The following is a 22784-nucleotide window of genomic DNA, read 5'->3' as shown; positions in this document are numbered from 1 at the left end:
TTACATGTAAAGACGGCGCATAAGCGCTTTTTCGGCCTCCACTATACCAAAAATTACCATACCAATTCCCAATGAAATAAACCAATGCTTCCACGCAAGGGCGCTTGAGGCAAACAAAAACTGCATAAATGGCATGTACACAAATACCAATTGCAAAACCAACAATATCCCCACACACACCCATGCAACGGGATTGGAAAACAGTTTTTCTTTCCTGAGGCTTGAAGTGCGCAAAAACCGCGCATTAAAGAGGTAAAAAATCTCCCCAAACACAAGGGTATTGACCGCGATGGTTCGCGCCACTTCCAAGCCCACCCCTTCGTGTATTTCATAAAAAAAGACGCCCATGGTCGCCCCGCCAATCAACACAGAGACAAACCCGATGCGCCACACCAACACCCCATCCAAGATGCGCTCCCCACTCTTGCGCGGAGGACGGCGCATGATGTCGGGTTCCGAGGGTTCAAAAGAAAGGGCAAGGGCCAAGGTTACAGCCGTAACCATATTGACCCACAAAATTTGCAAAGGGGTCAACGGAAGAGCCAAACCAAAAAGCACCGCTGTAAGGATTACCAACCCCTCCGCGCCGTTGGTGGGCAAAATAAACACGATGGCTTTTTTGAGGTTATCGTAAATGGTACGCCCCTCTTTGACTGCCGCGGCAATGGAGCTAAAATTATCATCCGCAAGCACAATCTTCGCCGCCTCTTTGGTCGCTTCCGTGCCTTTGATGCCCATGGCTATGCCCACATCTGCCCGCTTAAGCGCAGGGGCGTCATTGACCCCATCGCCCGTCATGGCCACGACTGCGCCACCCGCTTGAAAGGCTTTGACAAGACGGAGTTTGTGTTCGGGACTGGTTCTGGCAAAAACGTTACATGTAAGGACTTTTTCGCGCAAAGATACCTCATCTGCCTTCTCAATCTCTTCGCCCGTGATGACCCTTTCACTTGTAATGCCCATCTCTCTAGCAATGGCCATAGCCGTACCGCCGTGGTCTCCGGTAATCATCACCACCCTGATACCCGCGCTATGGCACGCTTTGATGGCTTCTATAGCTTCGGGTCGCGGTGGGTCTACAATGCCCGCCAATCCTAAAAACACCATCCCTTCTTGCACGTCTTCCATGCCCAATATCTCTTGGTCTGCCGCCGCCTCTTTTGCGCACGCTGCTAACACCCGCAACCCTTGGAAGCTTAAGGCCTCAATCTGCCCTTCCCAAAAAGCCTTATCCAAAGGCTCTAACCCCGAAGCACCCCATTGAAATGCGGCGCGTTCTAAAAGCCTATCGGGTGCACCTTTAAGGAAAATCTCCCGTTTTTCACCCTCCACCAGCGTCGCCATAAACTTATTTTCTGATTCAAAGGGAATGACCCCTAGGCGTTTGGCCTTTGGCGTCACGCCCAGTTTCATCCCAAATGCCCGTAGCGCCCCTTCGGTGGGTTCACCCACTAGCTCCCATTTCTCCTCTTTTTGCACAATGTCCGCATCATTACACAGGGCCATAGCACGGGCAAAATGCCCTAGCACGGGGTGGTCTTCAAGAACCACCGCCTCCCCTTCAAACTGCACTTCTCCCACGGGGGCATACCCTGTGCCGCTCACCCCGTACATTCCCTTTGGCGTTACCACGTGGCGCACGGTCATTTCGTTACATGTAAGGGTGCCTGTTTTGTCTGAACAAATCACACTCACCGAACCCAATGTCTCCACGGCGGTCAGCTTTCGGGTGATAGCATTGCGTCTGGCCATGCGCTCCACCCCAAGAGCCAAGGTGATGGTCATGATGGCGGGTAACCCTTCTGGAATCGTTGCCACCGCAAATCCAATGGCCGCTAAAAAAATCTCCTCAAGTCCATAACCGTGCAACCACCACCCCAACAATCCAAAACAAACCGCAATGCCTATAATGGCAAGCGAGAGTATCTTTCCAAAAGCTTCCATCTGAAGCGTTAAAGGCGTTTGCAGTGTTTCCACTTCTAGCATCATCGTTCCAATGCGCCCAATCTCACTGCGGGGGCCCGTGGCGGTAATAACCCCCACACCACGCCCTGCCACCACAAGTGTGCTCGAATGGGCCATGCAGGAGCGATCCCCCACGCCCGCTTCTTCGCGCACAGGCTTGGTCTCTTTAAACACAGGCACAGACTCTCCTGTGAGCGCTGCTTCTTCGATGCGCAAACCCGTCACTTCCAAAAGACGCATGTCCGCACTCACGCGGTCTCCTGAGCGCAACCGCACCACGTCTCCTTCTACCAAAAGTGCCGCGTCTATTTCGCTCCATGCGCCATCGCGCAATACCGTTGCTTTAGAAGCGAGCATTTGGCGCAACCCTTCCAAAGCTTTTTCCGCTTTGCCTTCTTGCACAAACCCGATGATGGCATTGACGAGCACCACCCCAATAATCACCCCTGTATCAATCCAGTGCTCCAACACCGCCGTAAGCAGTGCCGCGCCCAAAAGCACGTAAATGAGCACGTTGTGAAACTGGTAAACAAAACGCTTCAACGCGCTCTCTTTGGGAGGTTCGCTTAGGCGGTTTGGGCCATCACGCTCAAGGCGCAAAGTGGCTTCTTGGGAACTTAATCCTTCGGGAGAACTCTTTACATGTAAAAGCGCCGCGTCTGCCTCAAGGGCATAAATCGGTGTGTCAATTTTTTTCATGGTGTACCGCCAGTGTGTTGGCATGGATGAGTGCTTGGTCAATGTGGTCAAAGATGTTTTCTTCCCCCACACGTCCGACAAATCCAAAGCGTTTTAAATCTTTCAACAAGGGCGGTTGGACGCCTGAGAGCACCAAAACGGTTCCTTTGGCTACGCATTTTTCTTGAAATTCTTTGAGTGCATACATCCCTGTGGCGTCGATAAAAGGCACATGGCGCATCCGCAACACAAACACGCGGGGTGTCACCCCGATAGCGTCTAAGACAAACTTTAAGCGATCGGCAATCCCGAAGAAAAAAGGCCCATTAATCTCATACACCTCCACCCCTTCCTTAATCGCCTTATATTCAATCCCATCGGGGTCATTGAACGCTTCAGGTAAGGGTTCGTACGTGGCAATTTTGTTGTCCAAAATGGCGCTGACGGAGATAATACGCTTGATGAACAAAATAGCCGCCAGCACCACACCCACTTGCACCGCGACGGTAAGGTCGATGAGCACCGTGAGCAAAAAGGTCGTCGCCAACACAGCCACGTCACTGGTGGGGGCCTTAAACAAGTGTTTGACATTCTCAATCTCCGACATATTCCACGCCACGACCATCAAAATCGCCGCCAATGCCGAAAGAGGAATCATGACAATATAAGGCGCCAAATAGACCATGAACAAGATTAGCACTACCGCATGAATGATGCCAGAAAGGGGTGTTTTACCCCCTGCTTTGATGTTGGTTGCCGTGCGGGCGATGGCCGCGGTTGCTGGGATGCCGCCAAAGGCGATGGAGCCTATGTTGGCAATCCCTTGGCCCAAGAGTTCGCTGTTGGAATTGTGGCGCGAGCCTATCATTCCATCGGCCACCACGGCGCACAACAGCGACTCAATAGCCGCCAAAAGGGCAATGGTCATGGCGGAGGGAAAAAGAAGTTTGATGTTTTCAAGGGAAATATCCATGGCAAAACTCGGAGTTGGAAGTGTCGGTGAAATCTCCCCAAAACGGCTGTAAATGGTCTCCACCGGCAGGTTAAACACCTGTACCGCTACGGCCCCAAAAATGACCGCCACAATGGGTCCAGGCACTTTGGGAAACACGCGTTTTGCCCCTACAATCAGCCCAACACACACCAACCCCAACACCAAAGCAATCCCATTGGTTTGAAAAAGATGGGAAAAGATAACCTGCCATTTGGAGAGAAAATCTCCTGGCATTTGGTCAATCTTTAAGCCCAACATGTCGGCCACTTGGGAAGAAAAAATAAGCAAGGCAATCCCCGCGGTAAAGCCCGTGATGACAGGGTAAGGGATGAACTTAATAACTGCGCCCAAACGAAACAAACCCATCACCATCAGCATCACGCCTGCCATCAGGGTCGCTAGGGCAAGCCCTTCGTACCCGTGCCGCAGCACAATGTCATAAATCACTACCACAAAAGCACCCGTCGGGCCGCTGATTTGCACCCGACTACCCCCAAACAAGGAGGCCAGTATGCCCGCAACAATGGCGGTGATAATCCCTTTTTCTGGCCCCACACCACTGGCAATGGCAAAGGCCATCGCCAAAGGAAGCGCGACGATTGCAACCGTAATCCCGCCAAACAGATCCCCGCCAAGGTACTCTTTTTTATAGCCCGATCGGAGTATTAAAAACAGTTCTGGCATGAATGCTTTTGGAGAAAACTTCACCTTGATTCCTTTTTTCTTAAGGCGTAGCCAACACCTTGATTCCTAATGCTCCAAGAGCAACACCGGCCACGCGGTCTATGCTTGTTTTGAGTCTTAAATATGTTTGTTGTGCTTTTGGGCGCGAAAAAAGCAATACTACAGTTGCGTACCATCCCACGTCTGTTACAAGCCCCATAAGTGCCAAAAGCCACGGGGTAAAAGGCGGGATTTCTTTGGGTAAAAATGCCACGACAACACTCCCGATGACAATAGCCGTTTTGGGATTACTTAGTTGCACTGCCAGCCCGTACCCCACGTAACCTAGCCAGTGTTTCTCCTTAACACGCTTGATGGTGCTCAAAGGCGTCTTGGCGTGTTTAAAAATCATCACCGCCAAATAACACAAGTAAAGGCCGCCCGCTATTTTTAGCACCATGTACAGCATGGGAACGGTTTCCAAGATAGCGTACAATCCAAAGGCTGCCAAAAGGAAAAAGCATGCCGCGCCCAATCCCATGCCAAGGGCAACGGCCAACCCTGCTTCTTTAGATTCTCCCAGTGCGGTCTTAGCCACGATGACAAAACTGGGCCCTGGACTCATGGCGCCTAAGAGATTAACTGCCGCTAAGGGCAATAAAAACGCGTATTCACTCACGGGTGTTCTCTCAACACAACATCGTACGCCACGCGCCCCACCACTTCGCCGCGGTGATTGGTGCGTTTGGGCGAATGAAAGCCCTCAAGGGCATCAAACCCTTCTTGAGACAAGACCCCAAGCTGGTGCAACACGTGGATAATCAGCCCTTCGCAAATGGCGACATTGCCATCTTCCACTTTACATGTAATGCCCCAACCCTTGCTAGGCACCCCTGCCATATAGTACCCATCTGCGCCGAGTTTCACAAAGGCTTCACCCTTGGCTTCTTCCATAAGGCGGGTACACACCCGACCCGAACCTGCCACCATAAATGGATGCGCCATCATCGCCCCAGCAATCCGCCTAAGGTACGCTGCCCGCTTGGGCTCCAAAGCACTGGGGTCTGCCATGTGCGCGGTCGCCAATGCAAAAGAGCGTAACGGAAGGGAGTGTACTGGCACTCCACACCCATCTGTCGCTAAACCGATGGCCTCTTTTGGCGTGTCACTAAGCTCTGAAAGAACCTCCAAGATGCGCTCTTGGTGGGGGTGAGAAGGCTCCAAATAGGTCGTAACATCTTCGCCCAACCACTGCGTGGTAATGAGCATACCCGTGTGTTTTCCTGAGCAATTAGAATAGGCGTTAGTAAGCACAGAAGGTTGGGTTTTGGCAACAGCAGGAGCCAAAGAAGGATGGGTACCACACTGCAACGCCGCTTCCCCTAAGCCCGCTTTTTCCAAAATCTCCACCACATTCTTTACATGTAAAGCTTCTCCATTGTGAGAAGCGCACAACAAGGCCAGTGCTTCATCATTTAACCCATACCCCTCAACCGCGCCACTCTCGCACGCCACAAGAGCCTGAAAGGGTTTTGCCGAGGAGCGCACAAAGGTAAAACGCTCAGGATCACCTAAGCTGTAGAGCAACTTGCCGTTTTTATCCACCACGGCCACATGGGCTTGGTGGGTTAAATCCACCCATTTTCCCCGGTACACACGCGCGACGGTGTTGCTCATGCTTGTAGCTTTGCCAAGGTTTCGCGCACCGCTTTGGCGTGGTCTTTGACTTTGACGTTTTCCCACACGTGGGCAATCTTGCCTTTAGGGTCGATGATAAACGTCGTGCGTACGATGCCCATGTACTCTTTGCCGCACATTTTTTTCAACTGCCACACGCCGTATTCTTGGGCCATTTGCGTGCTCTCATCGGACAACAGCGTAATGCCTAACTCTTTTTTCTCAATAAAATTGCGGTGTTTTTTGGGACTATCAGGACTCACGCCTAACACCACTGCATCAAGGGCGTCAAACTCAGGAAGAGCGGCGGTAAAATCGCAGGCTTCCGTGGTGCATCCAGGCGTGTTGTCTTTGGGGTAAAAGTAAAGCACAATCCATCTTCCTTTAATGTCGCGCAAACATACTTCAGCTTCGTCTTGGTTAGGCAAGCAAAATTCTGGGGCTAAATCTCCACATTTTGGCATAAGGTCTCCTTAAAATTTTTGTGTATTATAGCACTTCCCTCTTTTTACATGTAAGGGCCTAAAAAGGAGATTAAACCTCCTTTTAAAGAATTCTTAGTTAGACTATGTGTCCTTTATATCCCTTTATTTTCAAGCAAAGGCAAAACGATGAATAAAGCAGAATTTATCTGGATGGATGGCACATTTGTTCCTTGGGATGAGGCCAATGTTCACATCTTAACCCACACCCTTCACTATGGAAATGGTGTTTTTGAGGGCACACGTGCCTACCAAACCCAAAAAGGCTTGGCTATCTTTAAATTGCGTGAACACACCACACGGTTACTCAACTCCGCCAAGATTACCATGATTACCCCTAATTTTGACCTTGAAACCCTAGAGCAAGCGCAGATCGAACTCTTGCGCAAAAATCACTTTAAAAGCAATGTCTACTTGCGCCCCCTTATCTTTCTAGGATATGGCGTGATGGGTTTGTACCACGTTAGCGCGCCTGTGCGCACGGCGATTGCCGCGTGGGAATGGGGCACGTATCTTGGCGAAGAAGGCCTAGAAAAAGGCATTCGTGTCAAAATCTCTTCGTTTGTACGCAACCCTGTGAAATCCACTATGGGCAAAGCCAAAGCAGTAGCCAACTACCTCAACTCTCAAATGGCCAAATTTGAAGCCAAAGACGCAGGGTATGACGAGGCGCTTTTACTGGACGATGATGGTTTTATCGCCGAGGGAAGCGGGGAGTGCTTTTTTATTATCCGCGATGGCGTGCTCATCTCTCCACCCAATGACAACTCACTAGAAAGCATCACCCAAGGCATGGTCCTTGAACTTGCTCGCGCCAAAGGCATCCCTGTTGAGCGCCGTCGGGTCACGCGCGATGAAGTCTATATGGCCGATGAAGCCTTTTTTACAGGCACAGCCGCTGAAGTTACGCCCATTCGCAACGTGGACGGCCGTGTCATTGGTAATGGGACAAGAGGGACCATGACCAAGGAGCTCCAAGAAGCCTATTTTGATGTGGTATACGGGCGAAACCCCGCATACGAGCATCTTTTAACCTATATCTAATACCCAAAGGAAATATATTATGCCAGCAGATTTGAACGACTATTTTAAAAAGCGCAACGGTGGCGGAAACAGCGGTGGCGGAAACAACAACGGTGGCGGAGGCCCGAGCTTTAATTTTGAACCACCTAATTTTTTCAAAGATTTTGGAAAAAAAGCGGGAATTTTTTATGTGCTTTTAGCCCTCATCGTCATTACCGTCATTGCCAAACCTTTTGTGATTATCAACTCTGGTGAAGTGGGCATCAAAGCTACCGCCGGTAAGTTTGATCCCATCCCAATGCAACCAGGATTTCACCTTTTTATTCCTTTTATTCAGCAAGTCATTGTCGTGGACACTAAAGCGCGCATCATTAACTACGCCTCTCAAGAGGATGTAGGAGAAATCATTCAACGCGGTTCTGGTATCACACGAAAAGCCTCCATTGCTGTTTTAGACGCAAGGGGCCTTCCTGTTTCTATCGACATCACTGTTCAGTACCGACTCAACGCGGCTAACGCGCCCCAAACCATTGCCGCATGGGGTTTAGCATGGGAAGATAAAATCATCAACCCTGTTGCCCGTGAAGTGGTGCGCTCGGTTGCCGGCAAATACGCCGCAGAAGAGTTGCCTATGAACCGTAATGAAATCGCTACCTTGATTGAAGAGGGGATTCGTGTGCGCATGGAAAACCAGCCTAACATGCCTGCAGACTTACTCTCCGTGCAATTGCGCGAGATTATCCTTCCCATTAAAATCAAAGAGCAAATTGAGCGGGTCCAAGTAGCGCGTCAAGAGGTGGAACGCACCCGTTATGAAGTAGAACGCGCCAACCAAGAAGCCCTTAAGCGGGCAGCCCTAGCCGAAGGTACTGCACAAGCACGTATCATCGAATCACGGGGTGAAGCCGATGCTATTAAAATCGAAGCGGATGCTAACGCGTACGCTAACTTAGAGATCGGCAAGAGCTTAACACCGCGTCTTTTAGAACTCCGTCAAATCGAAGTGCAAAATAAATTCAACGAAGCTTTGCGTGAAAACAAAGATGCCAAGCTTTTCCTTACTCCTGGAGGCGCAGTGCCAAACATTTGGGTAGATAGTAAAGATGCTCAAAAAACCACAAGTGTTTCTCAGTAACCCATGGAAGCGTCTTTCGTAGTAGACTGGAAGAAGGTTGATGGCCTTCTTCCAGTAGTGGTTCAAGACACCCACTCCAGAGAAGTGCTAATGCTCGCCTACATGAACGAAGAAGCCTATACCCTTACATGTAAAGAGGGGTATGCGCACTATTTTTCACGCACCAAACAACGGTTGTGGAAAAAGGGTGAAAGTAGCGGCCATGTGCAAAAAATAGACGCTATTTTTTTAGATTGCGACAACGATACCCTGCTTTTACATGTAACCCAAACAGGTCTTGCGTGTCACACTGGACGGCCTTCGTGCTTTTTTAATCGGGTAGACACAGGTGAAGTCCTCGGGCATGTCGACGCAGACACGGTGGCTATGTACGGTGTTGTTGACCATCTCTACCACGTCATCAACGAACGTAAACTTGCCAATCCTGAAACCTCTTACGTAGCCAAACTCTACACCAAGGGCGAAAATACACTCCTTAAAAAAGTGGCTGAAGAAGCAGCAGAGTTTTGCTTTGCTATCAAAGACAATAACATTCAAGAAGCTATTTATGAAGCGGCCGATTTGCTGTTTCACACCCTTGTAGCCCTAGGCTACCGCGACATTCATCCTGATAGGGTTAAGCAAGAACTTGCGCGCCGTTTTGGACTAAGCGGCATCGAAGAGAAAAATGCGCGGGACCATGGAAACAGCTAAACACCCCTTGCTTGTTTATATTAGCCATTTTCAAATGGGCGATTACATCGCCTTTGCTTGGCTGATTCTTCTCTTTTTTTTATTTATTTTTTTAGCTATTTTACTTGCCAAAAAACGCCCTGGGCTTGCTATCATCATCGTTTTGTTGGACTTGGCACTGCTTTTTGGAGCTCCTTTTTTCATAAAATACTACCTTGACCGCTCCTTGCGAAGCCATCAACTTACCCTAAATCATGTGCAACAACTTCTTTTTTCACAAACCCTTATTCTTCAAGGCTCCCTTGCCAACACTTCTCCAAAACCTTTTGCATGGTGCCGCGTTTCTTTCATGGTAGTGCCAAAAAAAGAGGGGGAATTATCCCGTTTTCTTGCCACATTAAAACCTTTACACCAAACGTCGATATCCATTCAAACCCCTCTAAGTAGTACAGAGGTGGTACCTTTTGAAACAGTAATTGAACCTTTTAGGTTGGATGAGGAAACAATGGAAGTAGTTACTAAAGCGGAGTGTTATTAATGGGATACTTTACCATTTTACATATCATTGCCTTGCTTTTTTTATTAGGTGTTTTTGTGCTTTTGGTACTTTTAACGCGCCGTGAAAAACGCCCAAAAGTCTTTTGGGCAATGATTTTTTCAAATACGCTTGTTACTTTAATGTTAATGGTATTTTCTATGTTGGTTTTAGACAAGTACACTAAAAGCGCGGTTATTGAGAACTTGACACAAAAAAGAGTGCTCATCTCTGAACAAATCACCTTTTCAGGCCAAATACGCAACATTGGAAACTTTACCATTGGAAAGTGTTTTTTTGAAGTTAAACTTGTCAATAATCCTATCAGTGCTGGCGGGCTAAGCGGTTCTCAGGTCTTTAAACCTACCACTGGACTTTCTTTTGGGACAAAAAAGGACGAGAAGGCATCCACTGTTACACAAACCTTTACCATTGCAACAAACTTACGCCCTGAAGAACTGCGGAACTTTAGCGTATCAATGCCCTATCCAAGCCATTTTCAGCGCACTACCACTTTTCAAAAACTCCACTGTCGCTAATAGTACAGTCCCGCCTCCTCCAACGCCAAGCGAATATGTTTACGCTGTTGCTTGAGGTTTCCACACCATGCAGGCGCAATCAATGTGTCATCATCCACTCCTGCTGTGATCCGCTGCACCACCACATCAGAAGGAAGCAAGTGTAGTGTTTTTACTAGCGTATCAAGATAGAGTGCTTCTTCCATGGGTACAAACCTGCCTTTGGCATACTCATTAGCAAGAGCTGTACGCTTAGTAACATACAAGGGGTGTATTTTGATGGCATTAATGCCCAAGGCGGCTGTTTTTTGCACAGACTCAAGCATCATAGCTTGGTTTTCCCCAGGGAGCCCAAAGATAACATGGGCACAAACCTTAAGCCCTTTTGCCTTACATTTTTCAATCCACAAGCTAGCATTTTCAAAATCATGCCCACGGTTAATGCGCTTTAGGGTTTCATCGTGACACGACTGCACACCAAACTCTACCCATATTTCCCATTTTTTCGCCAATCCACCCAAGTATTCAAGCACTTCTTCGGTCATAGCGTCCGAGCGAGTGCCTATACTAATCCCCACAACACCCTCAAAACGTAACGCTCTTTCATACAGGGCTTTAAGGGTGTCAAGAGGGGCATAGGTGTTGGTAAAAGATTGAAAATAAACAAGAAATTGCTTTGCTTTAAATTTATGCACCAACTTAGACTTAGTGTCTGCTACTTGTGCCTCTAATTGTGCTAACTGCTCCTCCAAAAAAGGGTTAGGGCTTGTATGGCTAAGGCGAAATTTTGGGGAGGAATTTCCTTGCGAAAGGTTTGGGCTAAAAGATTCATTTTCGCAATAAATACACCCGCCCTTAGCCACTGTTCCATCGATATTAGGGCATGTAAATCCCATAATAGAAACAGGCACTTTGTACACACTCGTGCCAAATGTTTGCCGAAAATAGCGTCCCATAGTCAGCACCTCTTTCAAGGAGGTGCTTGATTTACTGGATAAAGTAGTTACCGTCAAAACTTACCAACGAATAGCGTTGTTTGTCACCAATGCTTTCTATAAGGGCCTCAATAGAGAGAAACGAGAGTGAATCCGCACCTACATACTCACACACTTCTTCTTCGGTATGATTAGCACTAATAAGCTCTTCGTAACTTGGCGTATCAATACCATAGCGGCAAGGATGTTTAATGGGCGGTGCAGCGATTTTTAAGTGCACTTCTTTCACACCAACACTCTTTAAAAGACGCACAATCTGCTTGCTTGTGGTGCCGCGTACAATGCTATCATCAATCACTACAACACTTTTTCCTTCCAATACAGAACGCATTGGAGAAAGTTTGAGCTTGACTTTTAAATCCCGCATTTTTTGTGTTGGCTCAATGAATGTGCGTCCCACATAGTGATTGCGCACAATTGCCATCTCAAAAGGAATGCCACTTTCTTTAGCATAACCCAAAGCAGCAGCCACACCGCTGTCTGGCACAGGAATCACCAAATCTGCTTTTGAAGCGGACTCTTTTGCCAGTGCCCTTCCCATTCGTTGACGCACTTGGTAGACATTTTTACCTTCAATGATACTGTCTGGCCTTGCAAAATAGATATACTCAAAAGCACAAATACGAGGGTCTGGCTCAAACAGTTGTACACTTCTTGGGGCCTTTTTGCCCTCTTCAAAAATGACCATTTCTCCAGGACGAATGTCGCGCACAAACTCTGCCCCCACCAAATCAAACGCACAAGTTTCACTGGCAACAATATACCCGCCATCAGGTAGTTTTCCTAGAGAAAGAGGGCGCACCCCATAGCGGTCACGTATGGCAAACATTTTGTGGCGCGATAAAATTAAAAGTGAATACGCACCCTTGATGGCTTCAAGGGCCTCTACAATGCGGTCTTGCAAACGCTCTTGCTGGCTACGGGCAATCAAATGAATGATGTTTTCGGTGTCCATTGAAGATTGAAAAATAGCGCCCTCTTCAATTAATCTACTGCGTACTTCGTTTTTATTGACTAAATTACCGTTGTGCACAATGGAAATTTCACCCAACTGGTAGCTTGCTGTAACAGGTTGCGCATCCAAAACAGAAGCGCTTCCTGCTGTGGAATAGCGATTATGACCCACTGCCATGGCTCCTTGAAGAAGTTTAAATGCCTCTTCATCAAACACATCCGTTACTAATCCGCGTCGCTTTACTGTCTTGATAGAACTGCCGTTACTTGTGCTAATGCCTGTAGCCTCTTGGCCACGATGCTGCATGGCAAACAACGCATAATAAGCAACCTTAGCCGCTTCTTTTGAATCAAATATTCCTACAACTGCGCACATTTATACCGATCCTTTAATTTAGCCCAAGGCAATCACTGATGTGATAAAGACCATTTTCTTGGTTGACAATCCATTTTGCCGCGCGAATAGCGCCTTTGGCAAAGGTATTGCGGCTCGTGGCGGTATGGTTCATCTCAATAAACTCGCCATCGTTATAAAATCCAACCGTATGGCGTCCAACAATATCACCACCACGTAAGGCCATAATGGCAATTTCATCTTTAGTACGCTCTCCAATCATGCCATTGCGACCACTAACACGCACTTCGTTTAACTCAAGTCCGCGACCGCGTGCTGCATGTTCACCCAAGGTCATGGCTGTTCCGCTAGGGGCGTCTTTTTTGTAGCGATGATGTTGTTCCACAATCTCAATATCAAATTCACGCAAACTTTTAGAAGCCAGCTCTACCAAGCGGTTCAACACCGCCACCCCTAAAGACATGTTGGTCGAATACAAAATAGGCATTTGTGTTGCTGCTTCTTTGAGCAAGTTTTGTTGATGCTCACTTAATCCTGTTGTTCCAACAACAAGTGGGCGGGGCGATTTTATCGCTGCTTCAAGCAGAGCTTCGGTGCCAACGGGGAGAGTAAAATCAATAATCACATCACTGTGTTCACACAATGCAGTAACCGTATCTGTAATTATGGCCTCTTTGGGTGGCGCAAAAGAAAAGGTTTCGATGGCGTGCAACACAGCTGCATTTGCCTCCAAGTCTTCTTCTAAGTTTTCAATAATCATACGGCCCATACGGCCCGTAGAACCATGGATTCCAATTTTTAGCATTTATTTACTCTCCCAATGTTCAAGGTATCCCATAGCACTAAGCGCTGCTGTTGCTCCATCGCCCGCGGCACATACCACCTGTTTGGGCGCTTCGATACGAATGTCTCCCGCGGCAAATAGTCCTGGTGTACTTGTTTTCATCGATAAATCGACAATCACTTCACCTGCTTTGCTAAGTTCGCACAGCACGTCTCCATTTTCTTGGCGTAAAATACCATTGTTGACATTCATGCCCACAAAGGTAAAAATACCAGGCACCTTAAGGTCACGTTCATTGCCTGCTTTATCCGCCACAATCACCCCATCAACACCCATGGGGCCACCGTACACTTTTTTAATTTGAGCATTCAAGACCAACTCAATGTTGGGCGTATTTTTTACTTTTTCAACAGTTGCGGGTGAGGCACGAAAAGCATCTCTGCGGTGAATCAGGTAAATTTTACTGGATGTTTTTGCCAAATGCAAGGCCTCTTCCAAGGCTGTATCGCCTCCACCAAGCACGGCCACTTCTTTGCCTTTGTAAAAAAACCCATCGCATGTCGCACACGTACTGACACCTTTACCAAAAAATGTGTCTTCCCCTTCAAAGCCCGCGCGCTTTGGATTGCTTCCTGTGCACACAATCACACTTTTAGCATGAACGGTTTTTCCACCCGCCAAAGTAAGCTCAAAAACATTATTAGGCTGTTTGCTTACGCGCAACACTTCTTCCATCTCATGTTTTAATCCAAACCGCATGGCTTGTTCTGGCCACGACTCCATAAACTCCAACCCTGTGAGTACCTTGGGTGCGCCTGGGTAGTTTTCAATTTCACTGCTTTGTGTGATTTGTCCGCCAGGCATTCCTTTTTCAAACATCACAACGTCTTTTAATCCACCGCGTGTGGCGTATAAGCCAGCGGTTAATCCTGCGGGGCCACCCCCAATAATCGCTAAATCTAACACAACGTCTCCTTAACGAATCGTCCGCAATGGACTGTTTTGTTTATAAAGCAAATCACGCTCTATTGTAATTTCAAACACTGAGGGAATTTCATAAATTCCAAACCGATGCACAAAAGGCAAAAGGGTATTCATGCCTGCACTCACATACTGCACCTGCGAAGAAGATGCTTCTCTTTTTTGGTACAAATCCACTACCAACACGGGATGCTCTGTTGTAATCTTAGGGAGCAATGCTTTTATATCATCTTTGTTTGAGCTCAATACAAGCACGGTATACTGGTCGGAAGTGGGTTGAAATAGTTCCGATTTTTGGTAAAAAATCCACTCGCTAAAATCGATGAATTTGTACTCAGAAAACCGGTAGTTGTAGTATGCAAACGCACTTGCAATCATCAATGCGCCGAAAAAAGAAGCAAAAAGGTAATTAAGGGAGAAGGGACTTCTCCCTCTAACATTTCTCATTAGAGCAATGAATTAAGCTTATCCGCCAAAACTTGTTTTGAAGAAGCACCGACCATTTGGTCTACCATTTCACCGTCTTTAAAAAAGAGGATAGTAGGGATAGAGCGAATGCCAAACTGAATGGCAATGTCTTGCTCTTCATCTGTGTTTACTTTACAAATTTTTGCCTTACCTTCAAACTCCTCTGCCAACTCTTCAATCACAGGAGCGATCATACGACACGGTCCACACCAAGGGGCCCAAAAGTCAACCAACGCAACACCTTCTTTAGAAATATCAAAATTTGATGCGTTTAAATCAATGTATTTTCCCATTTTTTCTCCTTAGGTATTCAATAGGAGGCATTATACCGCCTATAAGTTTAAAGAAACCATAGCGATGGGCATTACTCCTTTTGCCCTTTAGTAGCTTATGTTTTGAAGCCATTCAAGACCATTTTTTGTCACAATTATTGCGTCAATTTGGTAGTTACATGTAAAGGCATGTTTGTACAAAAAGTAATCGATTGTCTTTTGGATTTTTTGCATTTTCGCAGGAGTAATGCGCCCAAGGGCATCTTCGTGTTTGGTACTTTTGACTTCAATAAAATGAAGGGTTTTTGTGCTTTTGGCGACGATATCTATCTCACCAAAACGGGAATGAAAATTCGTCGCAATGATGCTTAAGCCTTGGTCAAGAAGAAAAGCACGTGCCTTTGCTTCTCCTTCTTGGCCAAGGCCCATGACCTACTCCTCAATCCGAATCATATGAGGAATATCAGACACAAAATCTAAATGAGTAATAGCTTCTATGGCTTTTTTTGCATCTGACTCTTTACATGTATGGGTTGCAAACAGCAAAGTAACGTCTTTGCGGCTTGTTAGGTCAGGTTTTTGCAAAAAGCTGTCAATGGAAATGTTGCATTCGCCCAAGATGGTAGCAATCTTAGCAAGCACCCCTTTTTCATCTCGAACATGCATCCGCAAATAGTATTTGGTTTCAATCTCATCTTTTGGCATCAAGCTCAAACTCGCCTCTTCAAGGGGCTGTTTAAACCCAAGCATCGGCGACCCTTGCCCATCTCTGGCAATGTCAATCAAATCAGAAATCACCGCGCTCGCCGTGGCATTTCCTCCCGCGCCTGGACCATAATACATGGTCTCACCTACCGCATCGCCAATAACACTAATGCCGTTCATCACGCCATCCACTTTAGCAATCATCTTCTCGCTGGGCACTAGCGCTGGATGGACCCGCAACTCTACTTGAGACCCACGGCGTTTTGCGATACCAAGAAGTTTAATGGTGTAATCAAATTCTTTAGCAAAATAGATATCTTCCTGGCTAATACGCTCAATGCCTTCGATTAAAATGTCTTCGGGGTCCCCATGCACGCCATAAGCAATGCTTGCCAAAATCAACAGCTTGTGTGCCGCGTCAAACCCACCCACATCAAAAGTAGGGTCTGCTTCAGCATAACCTAACTCTTGGGCCTCTTTAAGCACAGCAGCAAAACTCACTTTCTCGTGCATCATTTTGGTTAGAATATAATTGCTCGTCCCATTCATGATGCCTTGAATGGATTCAATGTGGTTTGCGCTAAGTCCTTCGCGCAATGCCTTGATGATAGGAATTCCCCCTGCTACACTTGCTTCAAAGCCAATAGCAACGCCACCAGCCACTGCTTGTAAATCGTAACGGTGGTAGGCAAGCAGTGCTTTGTTGGCAGTGACAACAGGTTTACCTTTGGCTAAAATGCGCTTGACAATACCGTGTGTTTGGGCAACGCCGCCCATGAGTTCTACATAAATGTCAATATCTTCACGCGCCAACACTGCCTCAAGGTCATCGGTTAATGGTAAAGAAGTATCGCGGGCTTTGGTGGTATTTTTTACAACCCCAATCACCGGAACAATCTCTTTGCCGCTGCGCGCTTTAATAATGCTTTTATTCTTAAGCAAAATATTTGCAACGGCCGTTCCTACGGTACCAACGCCTAAGATAGCTACCTTTATCATGCCTTATTTTCCTTCCTGTAATTCTTTGAGGTATTTTTTTACATTGCGTGCCGCTTGGCGGATGCGGTTTTCGTTTTCAATGAGTGCAATACGCACATACCCATCACCTTGCTCCCCAAACCCAACCCCTGGGCTCACTGCGACCTTGGCTTTGGTTAAAAGTTGTTTTGAAAACTCAAGGCTTCCAAGGTGTTGTGCACACAGAGGAAGTTTTGCCCAAATAAACATGCTTGAACGGGGTTTTGCCATCTCCCAACCTGCATTCGCAAAAGCTTCTAATAAAATATCCCTGCGCTTTTCATAGGTGTTTCTAATCTCCTCCACACACTCTTGCGGCCCATCCAGTGCAACGGTTGCAGCTACTTGAATGGGGGTGAACATCCCATAGTCAAACCAAGATTTAATTTTTTTAAGGGCCGTAATAAGCTTGCTATTGCCCACCACAAATCCCACGCGCCATCCCGCCATGTTGTAACTTTTGGAAAGCGTGTAGCTCTCTACCGCAACATCTTTAGCCCCTTCTACTTCAAAAATGGAAGGGGTTTTATACCCATCAAAAGTCAAATCTGCATAGGCGATGTCGCTGATGATATAAAAACGTTCTTTTTTAGCCATCGCCACCAAACGCTCATAAAAACTCTTCTCTACTGTCACCGTTGTGGGATTATGGGGAAAATTCACCACAACAAATTTGGGTTTTGGAATAGAATCGTGAAAAGTTTTTTGGAGTTTTTCAAAAAAGGCATTTTCATCCAGCTCAAAGGCTTCATTGAACTCTATTCCCATTTTGTGCACACTACCCCCCGCAATGATAAACGCTTGGGTATGAATAGGATAGGCGGGTTCTGGCACCACGGCCACATCGCCAGGATTAATGATGGCATGCACCAAGTGCACAAACCCTTCTTTGCTTCCAAGGGCAACAACTGCTTCTGTTTCTGGGTCTAAGTGCACATTGTATTTGCGCTTATACCAATTGCAAATCGCAAGACGGAGTTTATAAATCCCCTGACTGGCCGAATAGCCGTGGGTTTTGTCTTTTTGGGCAGATTCTACCAGTTTATCAATGATGTGCTGAGGCGTTCTGCCATCAGGGTTTCCCATAGAAAAGTCGATGATATCTTCGCCTGCACGTCTGGCAGCGAGTTTGATGGCATTGACTTCAGCAAATACATAGTTAGGAAGGCGCTCAATCGTGTTAAACCTAATTTCATCAAACATCTTACTCATCTCCTCTCAAGGTAAAGGCTTAGGCCTCGCTTTATGTTGTCTAGCGTATAACGGTCTTCAATGCGTGCATAAGCAGCATTTTCAGGAATACTAAGTCGAAGTTGAGCACGAGAGTTCTCCTCTTGGACCTCTTCAATAACGTGCAATGTTTTATCAAAAAAGGCCACACGAGGAAACCATCGGTCTGCTGCATGGGAACGCAATGTCATGCGGTTTGCCTCTGAAACATTTACCCAATAGGGGTTAATAGGGTTACCTAGAGCTACAGTGGTATTTAGAGGATGGGGCTCCACCTTTGCTTTTGCCTCTTTCAAATCAATTACATAGCGCCACTGGCCCTGTGTGTCTTTACTAATTGCCTCAATCGTACCACCACGTAAGGCAATTTGACGCGACAACAACACAGGATCTACAACATGCTGGGTATTCATGGCAATGACCCACATAATGCCTTCTTTGTTTTTTTCCATTTTTTGGGTCAAATAAAAGGTGTAGCCCATTGCCTGGAGGGATTCGTTCACGATGCGCATGAACAACAAGGGGTTTTCTGTGGCATAAAACGAAAGCTCCACAGCGCGCGCCTCGGTGTACATGAGGCGCAAAAGGCCATGTTCTTTTAAGGTTTTTAATATTTCAAGGGTATTGGGAGACTCCCCTTTCATGTAACGGGCTTCGTCGTTAAACAAAATACGCACTAGGTTGCGTTGAGATTGGTATGCTCCTTCTCCCATAAACTGAACAAGGGTTTTTTCAAGTGTAGAAGCATTAAGCATGCATACCAATGCTGCCGCCAAAACAAAGGGTTTTACCAATTGCTGCCCCCATTGAGCGCAACAAACTCTTGTTGGGTTATTTCTCTAAGTGTTCCGTCTTTGACATGAAACCGTTTGGGTAACTGGGCGGTGTACTCATGGCGTTCTTCCCCGTTTATGAATGTAAAATTCCCGTGTCCTGTTGTAATGATTTGCTCTCTTGAAAAATCCAACGTGATGGGGTCTTGGCTCAAGTGAGATGCGCGTTTTTTTGTGTCAAGGTAGACAACGCCCACCCAAATGTTTACATTGGGGAGAATGATGCCTTCTTTAGCGTTTACAGTGGCACTCTGGGCGGAAGAGGCTTGAACTGGCTCTTGTGTATTACTTTCTTGGGCTAGGTTCTCTTGTACTGCGACTTCTGGTGCTGGCTCTTCTTGGACAGTGTTTACATGTAAAGATGTTTCTTCAGAGCCTTGAGGAGAAACTAAAAGTGTTTGTGTTTGGTTGTTTTCTTCTAAAGCCTCTGCTGGAACTTGTTGCACAAGCTCTAGGGACTCTTTTGTCTCTTCCACAATGGGCGCTACCGTAAAGGCAATGGGAGCCTCTTTTGCGGTATTTTGATTTTCAAGATAGGTTTGTATTTTTCCCCACGCATCAAAATACCACACCCCAGCACCCAATCCTCCAAGAAGGAGTATTAGCAACCACATTGGCTTGGATGAACGCTTGGAACTACTAAGTACAAACGTGGGCTCTTTGGTTTCTTCTTGCCCCTTGGTACTTTTCCAGTACTCTTCAAATTCCTCTTGCCAGCCACTCAAGTCCAAGTGAAACTCGCGGCTTAGGATCTTTAAAAAACCAAGGGTATTGATACGGCTCAGTTTATCAAACTCTTTGTTGACCATATACTGTAATGTCTTGACTTCAATATGTGTCTTACGGGAAACTTCTTGTAGGCCCACTTCTTCCAGTGTTGTCATATCACGCATTGGCTATCCTATCACATAATACTGCCGCGGCAGCACTGACGTTGAGAGAGTCAAAGGCTCTCGCCATAGGGATGGCCACTTTATAGTGGCATCGGTGCAGGGCTTTACTGGGAATTCCCTCCCCTTCGCTGCCAAGGACCAAAACTTTCTTTTGCGCTAAAGCAACCTTGCGCACATCTTCCCCTTTTGCATCCGCACCATAAAGAGTAAACCCACTTTGAACAAGCTCATTCATCGTGCCAAGACCATCTGGCGCGTGGGCAATAGGCATAGCAAACGCTGCGCCACTACTGGTACGCAACACATTTTCTAGGGCAAGGTGCTTGATGTTTGCCACGATAACCCCATCCGCACCAAACGCATAGGCACTGCGACAGATTGCGCCAATGTTGCCCATGTCTGTCAAGCCATAAAGCATGACCAAAAAGTTGCCTTGCTTTAACGCCTCCAAAGGCGTGGGCTCCAAGGGGGTAATTTCCGCGAGGAACCCTTGATGATTGCCGCCCTTTGCTAAAGCTTGCGCATGGCGCTCGTCTAGCCGCACAATAGGGCGCTTTAGTGCCGCAATGCGAGAGAAGAGTTTCTTTTCGCACTCTTTTGCAAGGTAGAGGGTACGCAACCGCTCAGGAGCGTTGTCAAGTAGGTAAAAAAAGAGTTGTTTGCCATAGATTATCATGGGGACGAGTGTAGCCAAATTCCCTTAAATATTGACTTATAAGGAGCCTACGTTTGGAGCCTTTGGTACCACACTTTGACACTTTCGCCTGTCATTTTGGCGAGTAATTTTGCTTTTTCTTTAGGAGGAAGAGAGAGTGTTAAAATATCTTGAACCACCAAAGGCGTTGTGGCAGCCTCCGAAGGCACCGCCTGAATCACCAATGCCCACTCGCCTTTAAGGTTTGCTTCTTGCATCAGGGTGCTTACATGTAAGGCCGAACCTTTGAACATTTTTTCGTGTTTTTTGGTGGCTTCTTTGATGGCAAAAAGGGGGCGCTGGGGCGCTTTTTGAACCAACTCTTCCATAAGTTTTTCGATGCGGTGGGGCGACTCATACAACACCACATTCAACCCATGGGCAAGCAATTTATCCAGCGCAATTTCTCGCTCTCTGCCCTTGTGGGGTAAGAATCCAAAAAAACTAAAGGCGGTCTCTTCAAAACCGCTTGCAGCATACGCGAGCAAGGCAGCATTGGCACCAGGAATGATTTCGTAGCCAATGCCATGATCTTGGCAAAACTTTACCAAAGCAGCACCTGGGTCGCTAATGGCAGGCATCCCTGCGTCACTCACATAACAGCAAGGCTGGGTTAAAAGAGCAGGATCGAGGGTTTTTAGAACTTCGTTTTCATTGTGAGAATGAAGGGAAATAAAGGTTTTTGGGGAACTTTCCATTCCATAACGCTGAACAAGGAGAGCTAAAAGGCGTTTGGTTTCGCGGGTGTCTTCACAAAAAAGGAGGGTAGCAGAAGCAAGGAGCCGAAGGCTCCTTTGCGAAATGTCTTCTAAATTTCCTATCGGCGTAGGAATGAATGATAACACGAGGTGTTACAACTGCACTTACTGGAGGTTGTATTTTCGCTTAAACTTCTCAACACGACCGGCCGCATCTACAATTTTTTCACTGCCTGTGAAAAAAGGATGGCACGCATTACAGATGTCAATGCGCATTTCTGGCTTGTTAGAGGTTGTAACAAAACTATTACCACATGCACATGAAACCGTGCATTCTACGTATTGGGGATGAATTTCTTTTTTCATCGGATAGTCCTTCGTTCTCTTGTAAAATCAAATGCAATAGACCAAGCAGTCCACTGCTCTATTGGGAGGGGAGTGGAAGTATAACAGAAAGTTCAGCCTTTTTCAAGGTTTTTTTAGGTCAAAATCTTTGCTGCCATTGCCACCACTGCACTTTCGCTACGTAAAATATAAGGGCTTCCCAAACCTACCACGGTTTTATTCTCAAACAAAGCCCGTTCTTTTGGGCTAAAACCGCCCTCGCAGCCCACTAAAAATGCATGGGGTTTTGCCTCGCCCAAGCGGTTTGATGAAAAATCCACAACCACCCCCTCAGGGTAGGCTTCACACCACGCTTCGACACTCTCAAAGTGCTCCCATGTGAGCAAATCCCCTCTTCCGCACTGTTGGCAAGAGTTGATTAAAATGCGTTGCAATCTGGCCATATCTAGCGTAACGCGGCCTTGGGAAAAATCACTCTGAACAAAGCCGATTTTTTTGACACCCATTTCATTAAGCATGGGCAACACTTTTTCGATGCTTTTTTGTTCCACCACTGCCCACCCTACATTCACCTCATGTTGGGCCATTTCAGGCAAAGGCAAAGTTTGTTCCAAAAGGGCGTGTGCCTTGTTTCGCGTTATGGCCTCAAGGCGATAAACGTACGCATTCCCGTCCACCAAATTCCTTACATGTAAAGACTCTTCGTGGCGCATACGGCGAGATTTAAAGAGGTGTGTAAAGATTTCGCCCTCAAGGGTTAACACGCGCTCTCCCGCACGTGCATCATAGACAAATTGCATGGGTATTCCTTTTAGGCAATGGCAACAAGTAGTCCCAGCACAAAGATGTCAAAAAGGTATTTCTTTTTAGCAAACGCCACAAAGCGCTGTTGTGCTTCGTGGGCATTTGTGGTTTTTGTGCGCTTAAACAGACTATATGCCTTCATGCTTCCACCTAGCATCAACACCCACACTACCACCATGGTAACCACCGCATGGGAGAAATAAAAATGCAACGCCGCCCACGCAATAAGCCCTGTAAAAAAAAGACAACTGAGCAAAAAGTAATACACAGGAATAAGTGTGTGTATCTTTTTGCCCAGCCTTTGCGCCTCTTTTATGAACCACAAAAGGCTTACATGTAACGCCGCTACTGCAAAGGTAAGTGCTACAAACACAAGGTGCAAAAACACGCTCATGCGCAATAATTCATCCATTG

The 22784-nt window shown here is 46.8% G+C and carries 26 protein-coding genes; 5 read left to right on the top strand and 21 right to left on the bottom strand.

Annotation, left to right across the window (positions count from 1 at the left end):
• From JWV37_RS04320 to bcp, 5 genes are read right to left on the bottom strand one after another with little or no spacing between them, the layout of a single operon-like run.
• Entirely contained in the window at positions 1–2688 is a 2688-nt protein-coding gene (locus JWV37_RS04320) for a cation-transporting P-type ATPase (RefSeq protein WP_205458546.1), read from the bottom strand.
• Positions 2651–4345, bottom strand: a complete 1695-nt coding sequence (locus JWV37_RS04315) for a SulP family inorganic anion transporter (RefSeq protein WP_369407650.1) — start codon at positions 4343–4345, stop codon at positions 2651–2653. The genes JWV37_RS04320 and JWV37_RS04315 overlap by 38 nt, the downstream gene beginning before the upstream one ends.
• Positions 4346–4361: 16 nt before the next feature.
• Complete coding sequence (locus tag JWV37_RS04310) at positions 4362–4979, bottom strand: LysE family translocator (protein ID WP_205458545.1); 618 nt, start codon at positions 4977–4979, stop codon at positions 4362–4364.
• The gene (locus JWV37_RS04305) at positions 4976–6043 is read right to left on the bottom strand and encodes an asparaginase (RefSeq protein WP_205458544.1); all 1068 of its coding nucleotides are present in this window, start codon (positions 6041–6043) and stop codon (positions 4976–4978) included. The genes JWV37_RS04310 and JWV37_RS04305 overlap by 4 nt, the downstream gene beginning before the upstream one ends.
• Positions 5974–6441 carry a thioredoxin-dependent thiol peroxidase gene (gene bcp / locus JWV37_RS04300; RefSeq protein WP_205458543.1) on the bottom strand — a complete coding sequence of 156 codons (468 nt, stop codon included), beginning with the start codon at positions 6439–6441 and terminating at the stop codon, positions 5974–5976. Before bcp ends, JWV37_RS04305 begins: the two co-directional genes overlap by 70 nt.
• Before the next feature lie 147 nt (positions 6442–6588).
• Here bcp and JWV37_RS04295 point away from each other — a divergent pair, with 147 nt between their 5' ends.
• From JWV37_RS04295 to JWV37_RS04275, 5 genes are read left to right on the top strand one after another with little or no spacing between them, the layout of a single operon-like run.
• Positions 6589–7503, top strand: a complete 915-nt coding sequence (locus JWV37_RS04295) for a branched-chain amino acid transaminase (RefSeq protein WP_205458542.1) — start codon at positions 6589–6591, stop codon at positions 7501–7503.
• A gap of 19 nt (positions 7504–7522) precedes the next feature.
• Positions 7523–8617 carry a prohibitin family protein gene (locus JWV37_RS04290; RefSeq protein WP_205458541.1) on the top strand — a complete coding sequence of 365 codons (1095 nt, stop codon included), beginning with the start codon at positions 7523–7525 and terminating at the stop codon, positions 8615–8617.
• 3 nt (positions 8618–8620) lie between these two features.
• Positions 8621–9310 carry a bifunctional phosphoribosyl-AMP cyclohydrolase/phosphoribosyl-ATP diphosphatase HisIE gene (gene hisIE / locus JWV37_RS04285; protein ID WP_205458540.1) on the top strand — a complete coding sequence of 230 codons (690 nt, stop codon included), beginning with the start codon at positions 8621–8623 and terminating at the stop codon, positions 9308–9310.
• The gene (locus JWV37_RS04280; protein ID WP_205458539.1) at positions 9285–9827 is read left to right on the top strand and encodes a DUF2393 family protein; all 543 of its coding nucleotides are present in this window, start codon (positions 9285–9287) and stop codon (positions 9825–9827) included. Before hisIE ends, JWV37_RS04280 begins: the two co-directional genes overlap by 26 nt.
• Positions 9827–10363 (top strand): DUF2393 family protein, encoded by a 537-nt coding sequence (locus JWV37_RS04275; RefSeq protein WP_205458538.1) that lies wholly within the window; start codon positions 9827–9829, stop codon positions 10361–10363. Before JWV37_RS04280 ends, JWV37_RS04275 begins: the two co-directional genes overlap by 1 nt.
• Here JWV37_RS04275 and mnmL read toward each other — a convergent pair.
• From mnmL to JWV37_RS04195, 16 genes are all read right to left on the bottom strand, one after another.
• The gene (gene mnmL / locus JWV37_RS04270) at positions 10360–11298 is read right to left on the bottom strand and encodes a tRNA modification radical SAM protein MnmL/YtqA (protein ID WP_205458537.1); all 939 of its coding nucleotides are present in this window, start codon (positions 11296–11298) and stop codon (positions 10360–10362) included. The genes JWV37_RS04275 and mnmL overlap by 4 nt on opposite strands.
• A gap of 31 nt (positions 11299–11329) precedes the next feature.
• Positions 11330–12667: an amidophosphoribosyltransferase gene (gene purF / locus JWV37_RS04265; protein WP_205458536.1), complete on the bottom strand. Its 1338-nt coding sequence runs from the start codon at positions 12665–12667 to the stop codon at positions 11330–11332.
• A 13-nt stretch (positions 12668–12680) separates the two neighbouring features.
• Complete coding sequence (gene dapB / locus JWV37_RS04260) at positions 12681–13451, bottom strand: 4-hydroxy-tetrahydrodipicolinate reductase (RefSeq protein ID WP_205458535.1); 771 nt, start codon at positions 13449–13451, stop codon at positions 12681–12683.
• Positions 13452–14396 (bottom strand): thioredoxin-disulfide reductase, encoded by a 945-nt coding sequence (trxB, locus tag JWV37_RS04255; protein WP_205458534.1) that lies wholly within the window; start codon positions 14394–14396, stop codon positions 13452–13454.
• 9 nt (positions 14397–14405) lie between these two features.
• Complete coding sequence (locus tag JWV37_RS04250) at positions 14406–14789, bottom strand: hypothetical protein (RefSeq protein WP_205458533.1); 384 nt, start codon at positions 14787–14789, stop codon at positions 14406–14408.
• Between the two features lie 68 nt (positions 14790–14857).
• Positions 14858–15172: a thioredoxin gene (gene trxA, locus JWV37_RS04245; protein ID WP_205458532.1), complete on the bottom strand. Its 315-nt coding sequence runs from the start codon at positions 15170–15172 to the stop codon at positions 14858–14860.
• A gap of 87 nt (positions 15173–15259) precedes the next feature.
• Entirely contained in the window at positions 15260–15580 is a 321-nt protein-coding gene (locus JWV37_RS04240; protein WP_205458531.1) for a YraN family protein, read from the bottom strand.
• Positions 15581–15583: 3 nt separating this feature from the next.
• Complete coding sequence (locus tag JWV37_RS04235; protein ID WP_205458576.1) at positions 15584–16852, bottom strand: homoserine dehydrogenase; 1269 nt, start codon at positions 16850–16852, stop codon at positions 15584–15586.
• Between the two features lie 6 nt (positions 16853–16858).
• A complete protein-coding gene (locus JWV37_RS04230) occupies positions 16859–18076 on the bottom strand; it encodes an LL-diaminopimelate aminotransferase (RefSeq protein ID WP_205458530.1) in 1218 nt (405 codons plus the stop codon).
• Positions 18077–18081: 5 nt separating this feature from the next.
• Entirely contained in the window at positions 18082–18858 is a 777-nt protein-coding gene (locus tag JWV37_RS04225; protein WP_205458529.1) for a hypothetical protein, read from the bottom strand.
• A 32-nt stretch (positions 18859–18890) separates the two neighbouring features.
• Complete coding sequence (locus JWV37_RS04220; protein WP_205458528.1) at positions 18891–19829, bottom strand: hypothetical protein; 939 nt, start codon at positions 19827–19829, stop codon at positions 18891–18893.
• Complete coding sequence (rlmB, locus tag JWV37_RS04215) at positions 19822–20505, bottom strand: 23S rRNA (guanosine(2251)-2'-O)-methyltransferase RlmB (protein ID WP_205458527.1); 684 nt, start codon at positions 20503–20505, stop codon at positions 19822–19824. Before rlmB ends, JWV37_RS04220 begins: the two co-directional genes overlap by 8 nt.
• Positions 20506–20552: 47 nt before the next feature.
• Positions 20553–21368 carry a 16S rRNA (cytidine(1402)-2'-O)-methyltransferase gene (rsmI, locus tag JWV37_RS04210; RefSeq protein WP_205458526.1) on the bottom strand — a complete coding sequence of 272 codons (816 nt, stop codon included), beginning with the start codon at positions 21366–21368 and terminating at the stop codon, positions 20553–20555.
• Between the two features lie 18 nt (positions 21369–21386).
• On the bottom strand, positions 21387–21587 hold the full coding sequence (gene rpmE / locus JWV37_RS04205) for a 50S ribosomal protein L31 (RefSeq protein WP_205458525.1): 201 nt from the start codon (positions 21585–21587) through the stop codon (positions 21387–21389).
• 113 nt (positions 21588–21700) lie between these two features.
• Positions 21701–22366: a 16S rRNA (uracil(1498)-N(3))-methyltransferase gene (locus JWV37_RS04200; RefSeq protein ID WP_205458524.1), complete on the bottom strand. Its 666-nt coding sequence runs from the start codon at positions 22364–22366 to the stop codon at positions 21701–21703.
• Between the two features lie 11 nt (positions 22367–22377).
• Entirely contained in the window at positions 22378–22782 is a 405-nt protein-coding gene (locus tag JWV37_RS04195; protein ID WP_205458523.1) for a hypothetical protein, read from the bottom strand.
• Positions 22783–22784 lie beyond the last annotated feature (2 nt).

This window comes from Sulfurospirillum tamanense (assembly GCF_016937535.1).
Taxonomy (GTDB): Bacteria; Campylobacterota; Campylobacteria; order Campylobacterales; family Campylobacteraceae; genus Sulfurospirillum_B; species Sulfurospirillum_B tamanense.
The sequence above is the reverse complement of the archived record's forward strand: the minus strand, read 5'-3'. Positions and strand labels throughout refer to the sequence as shown.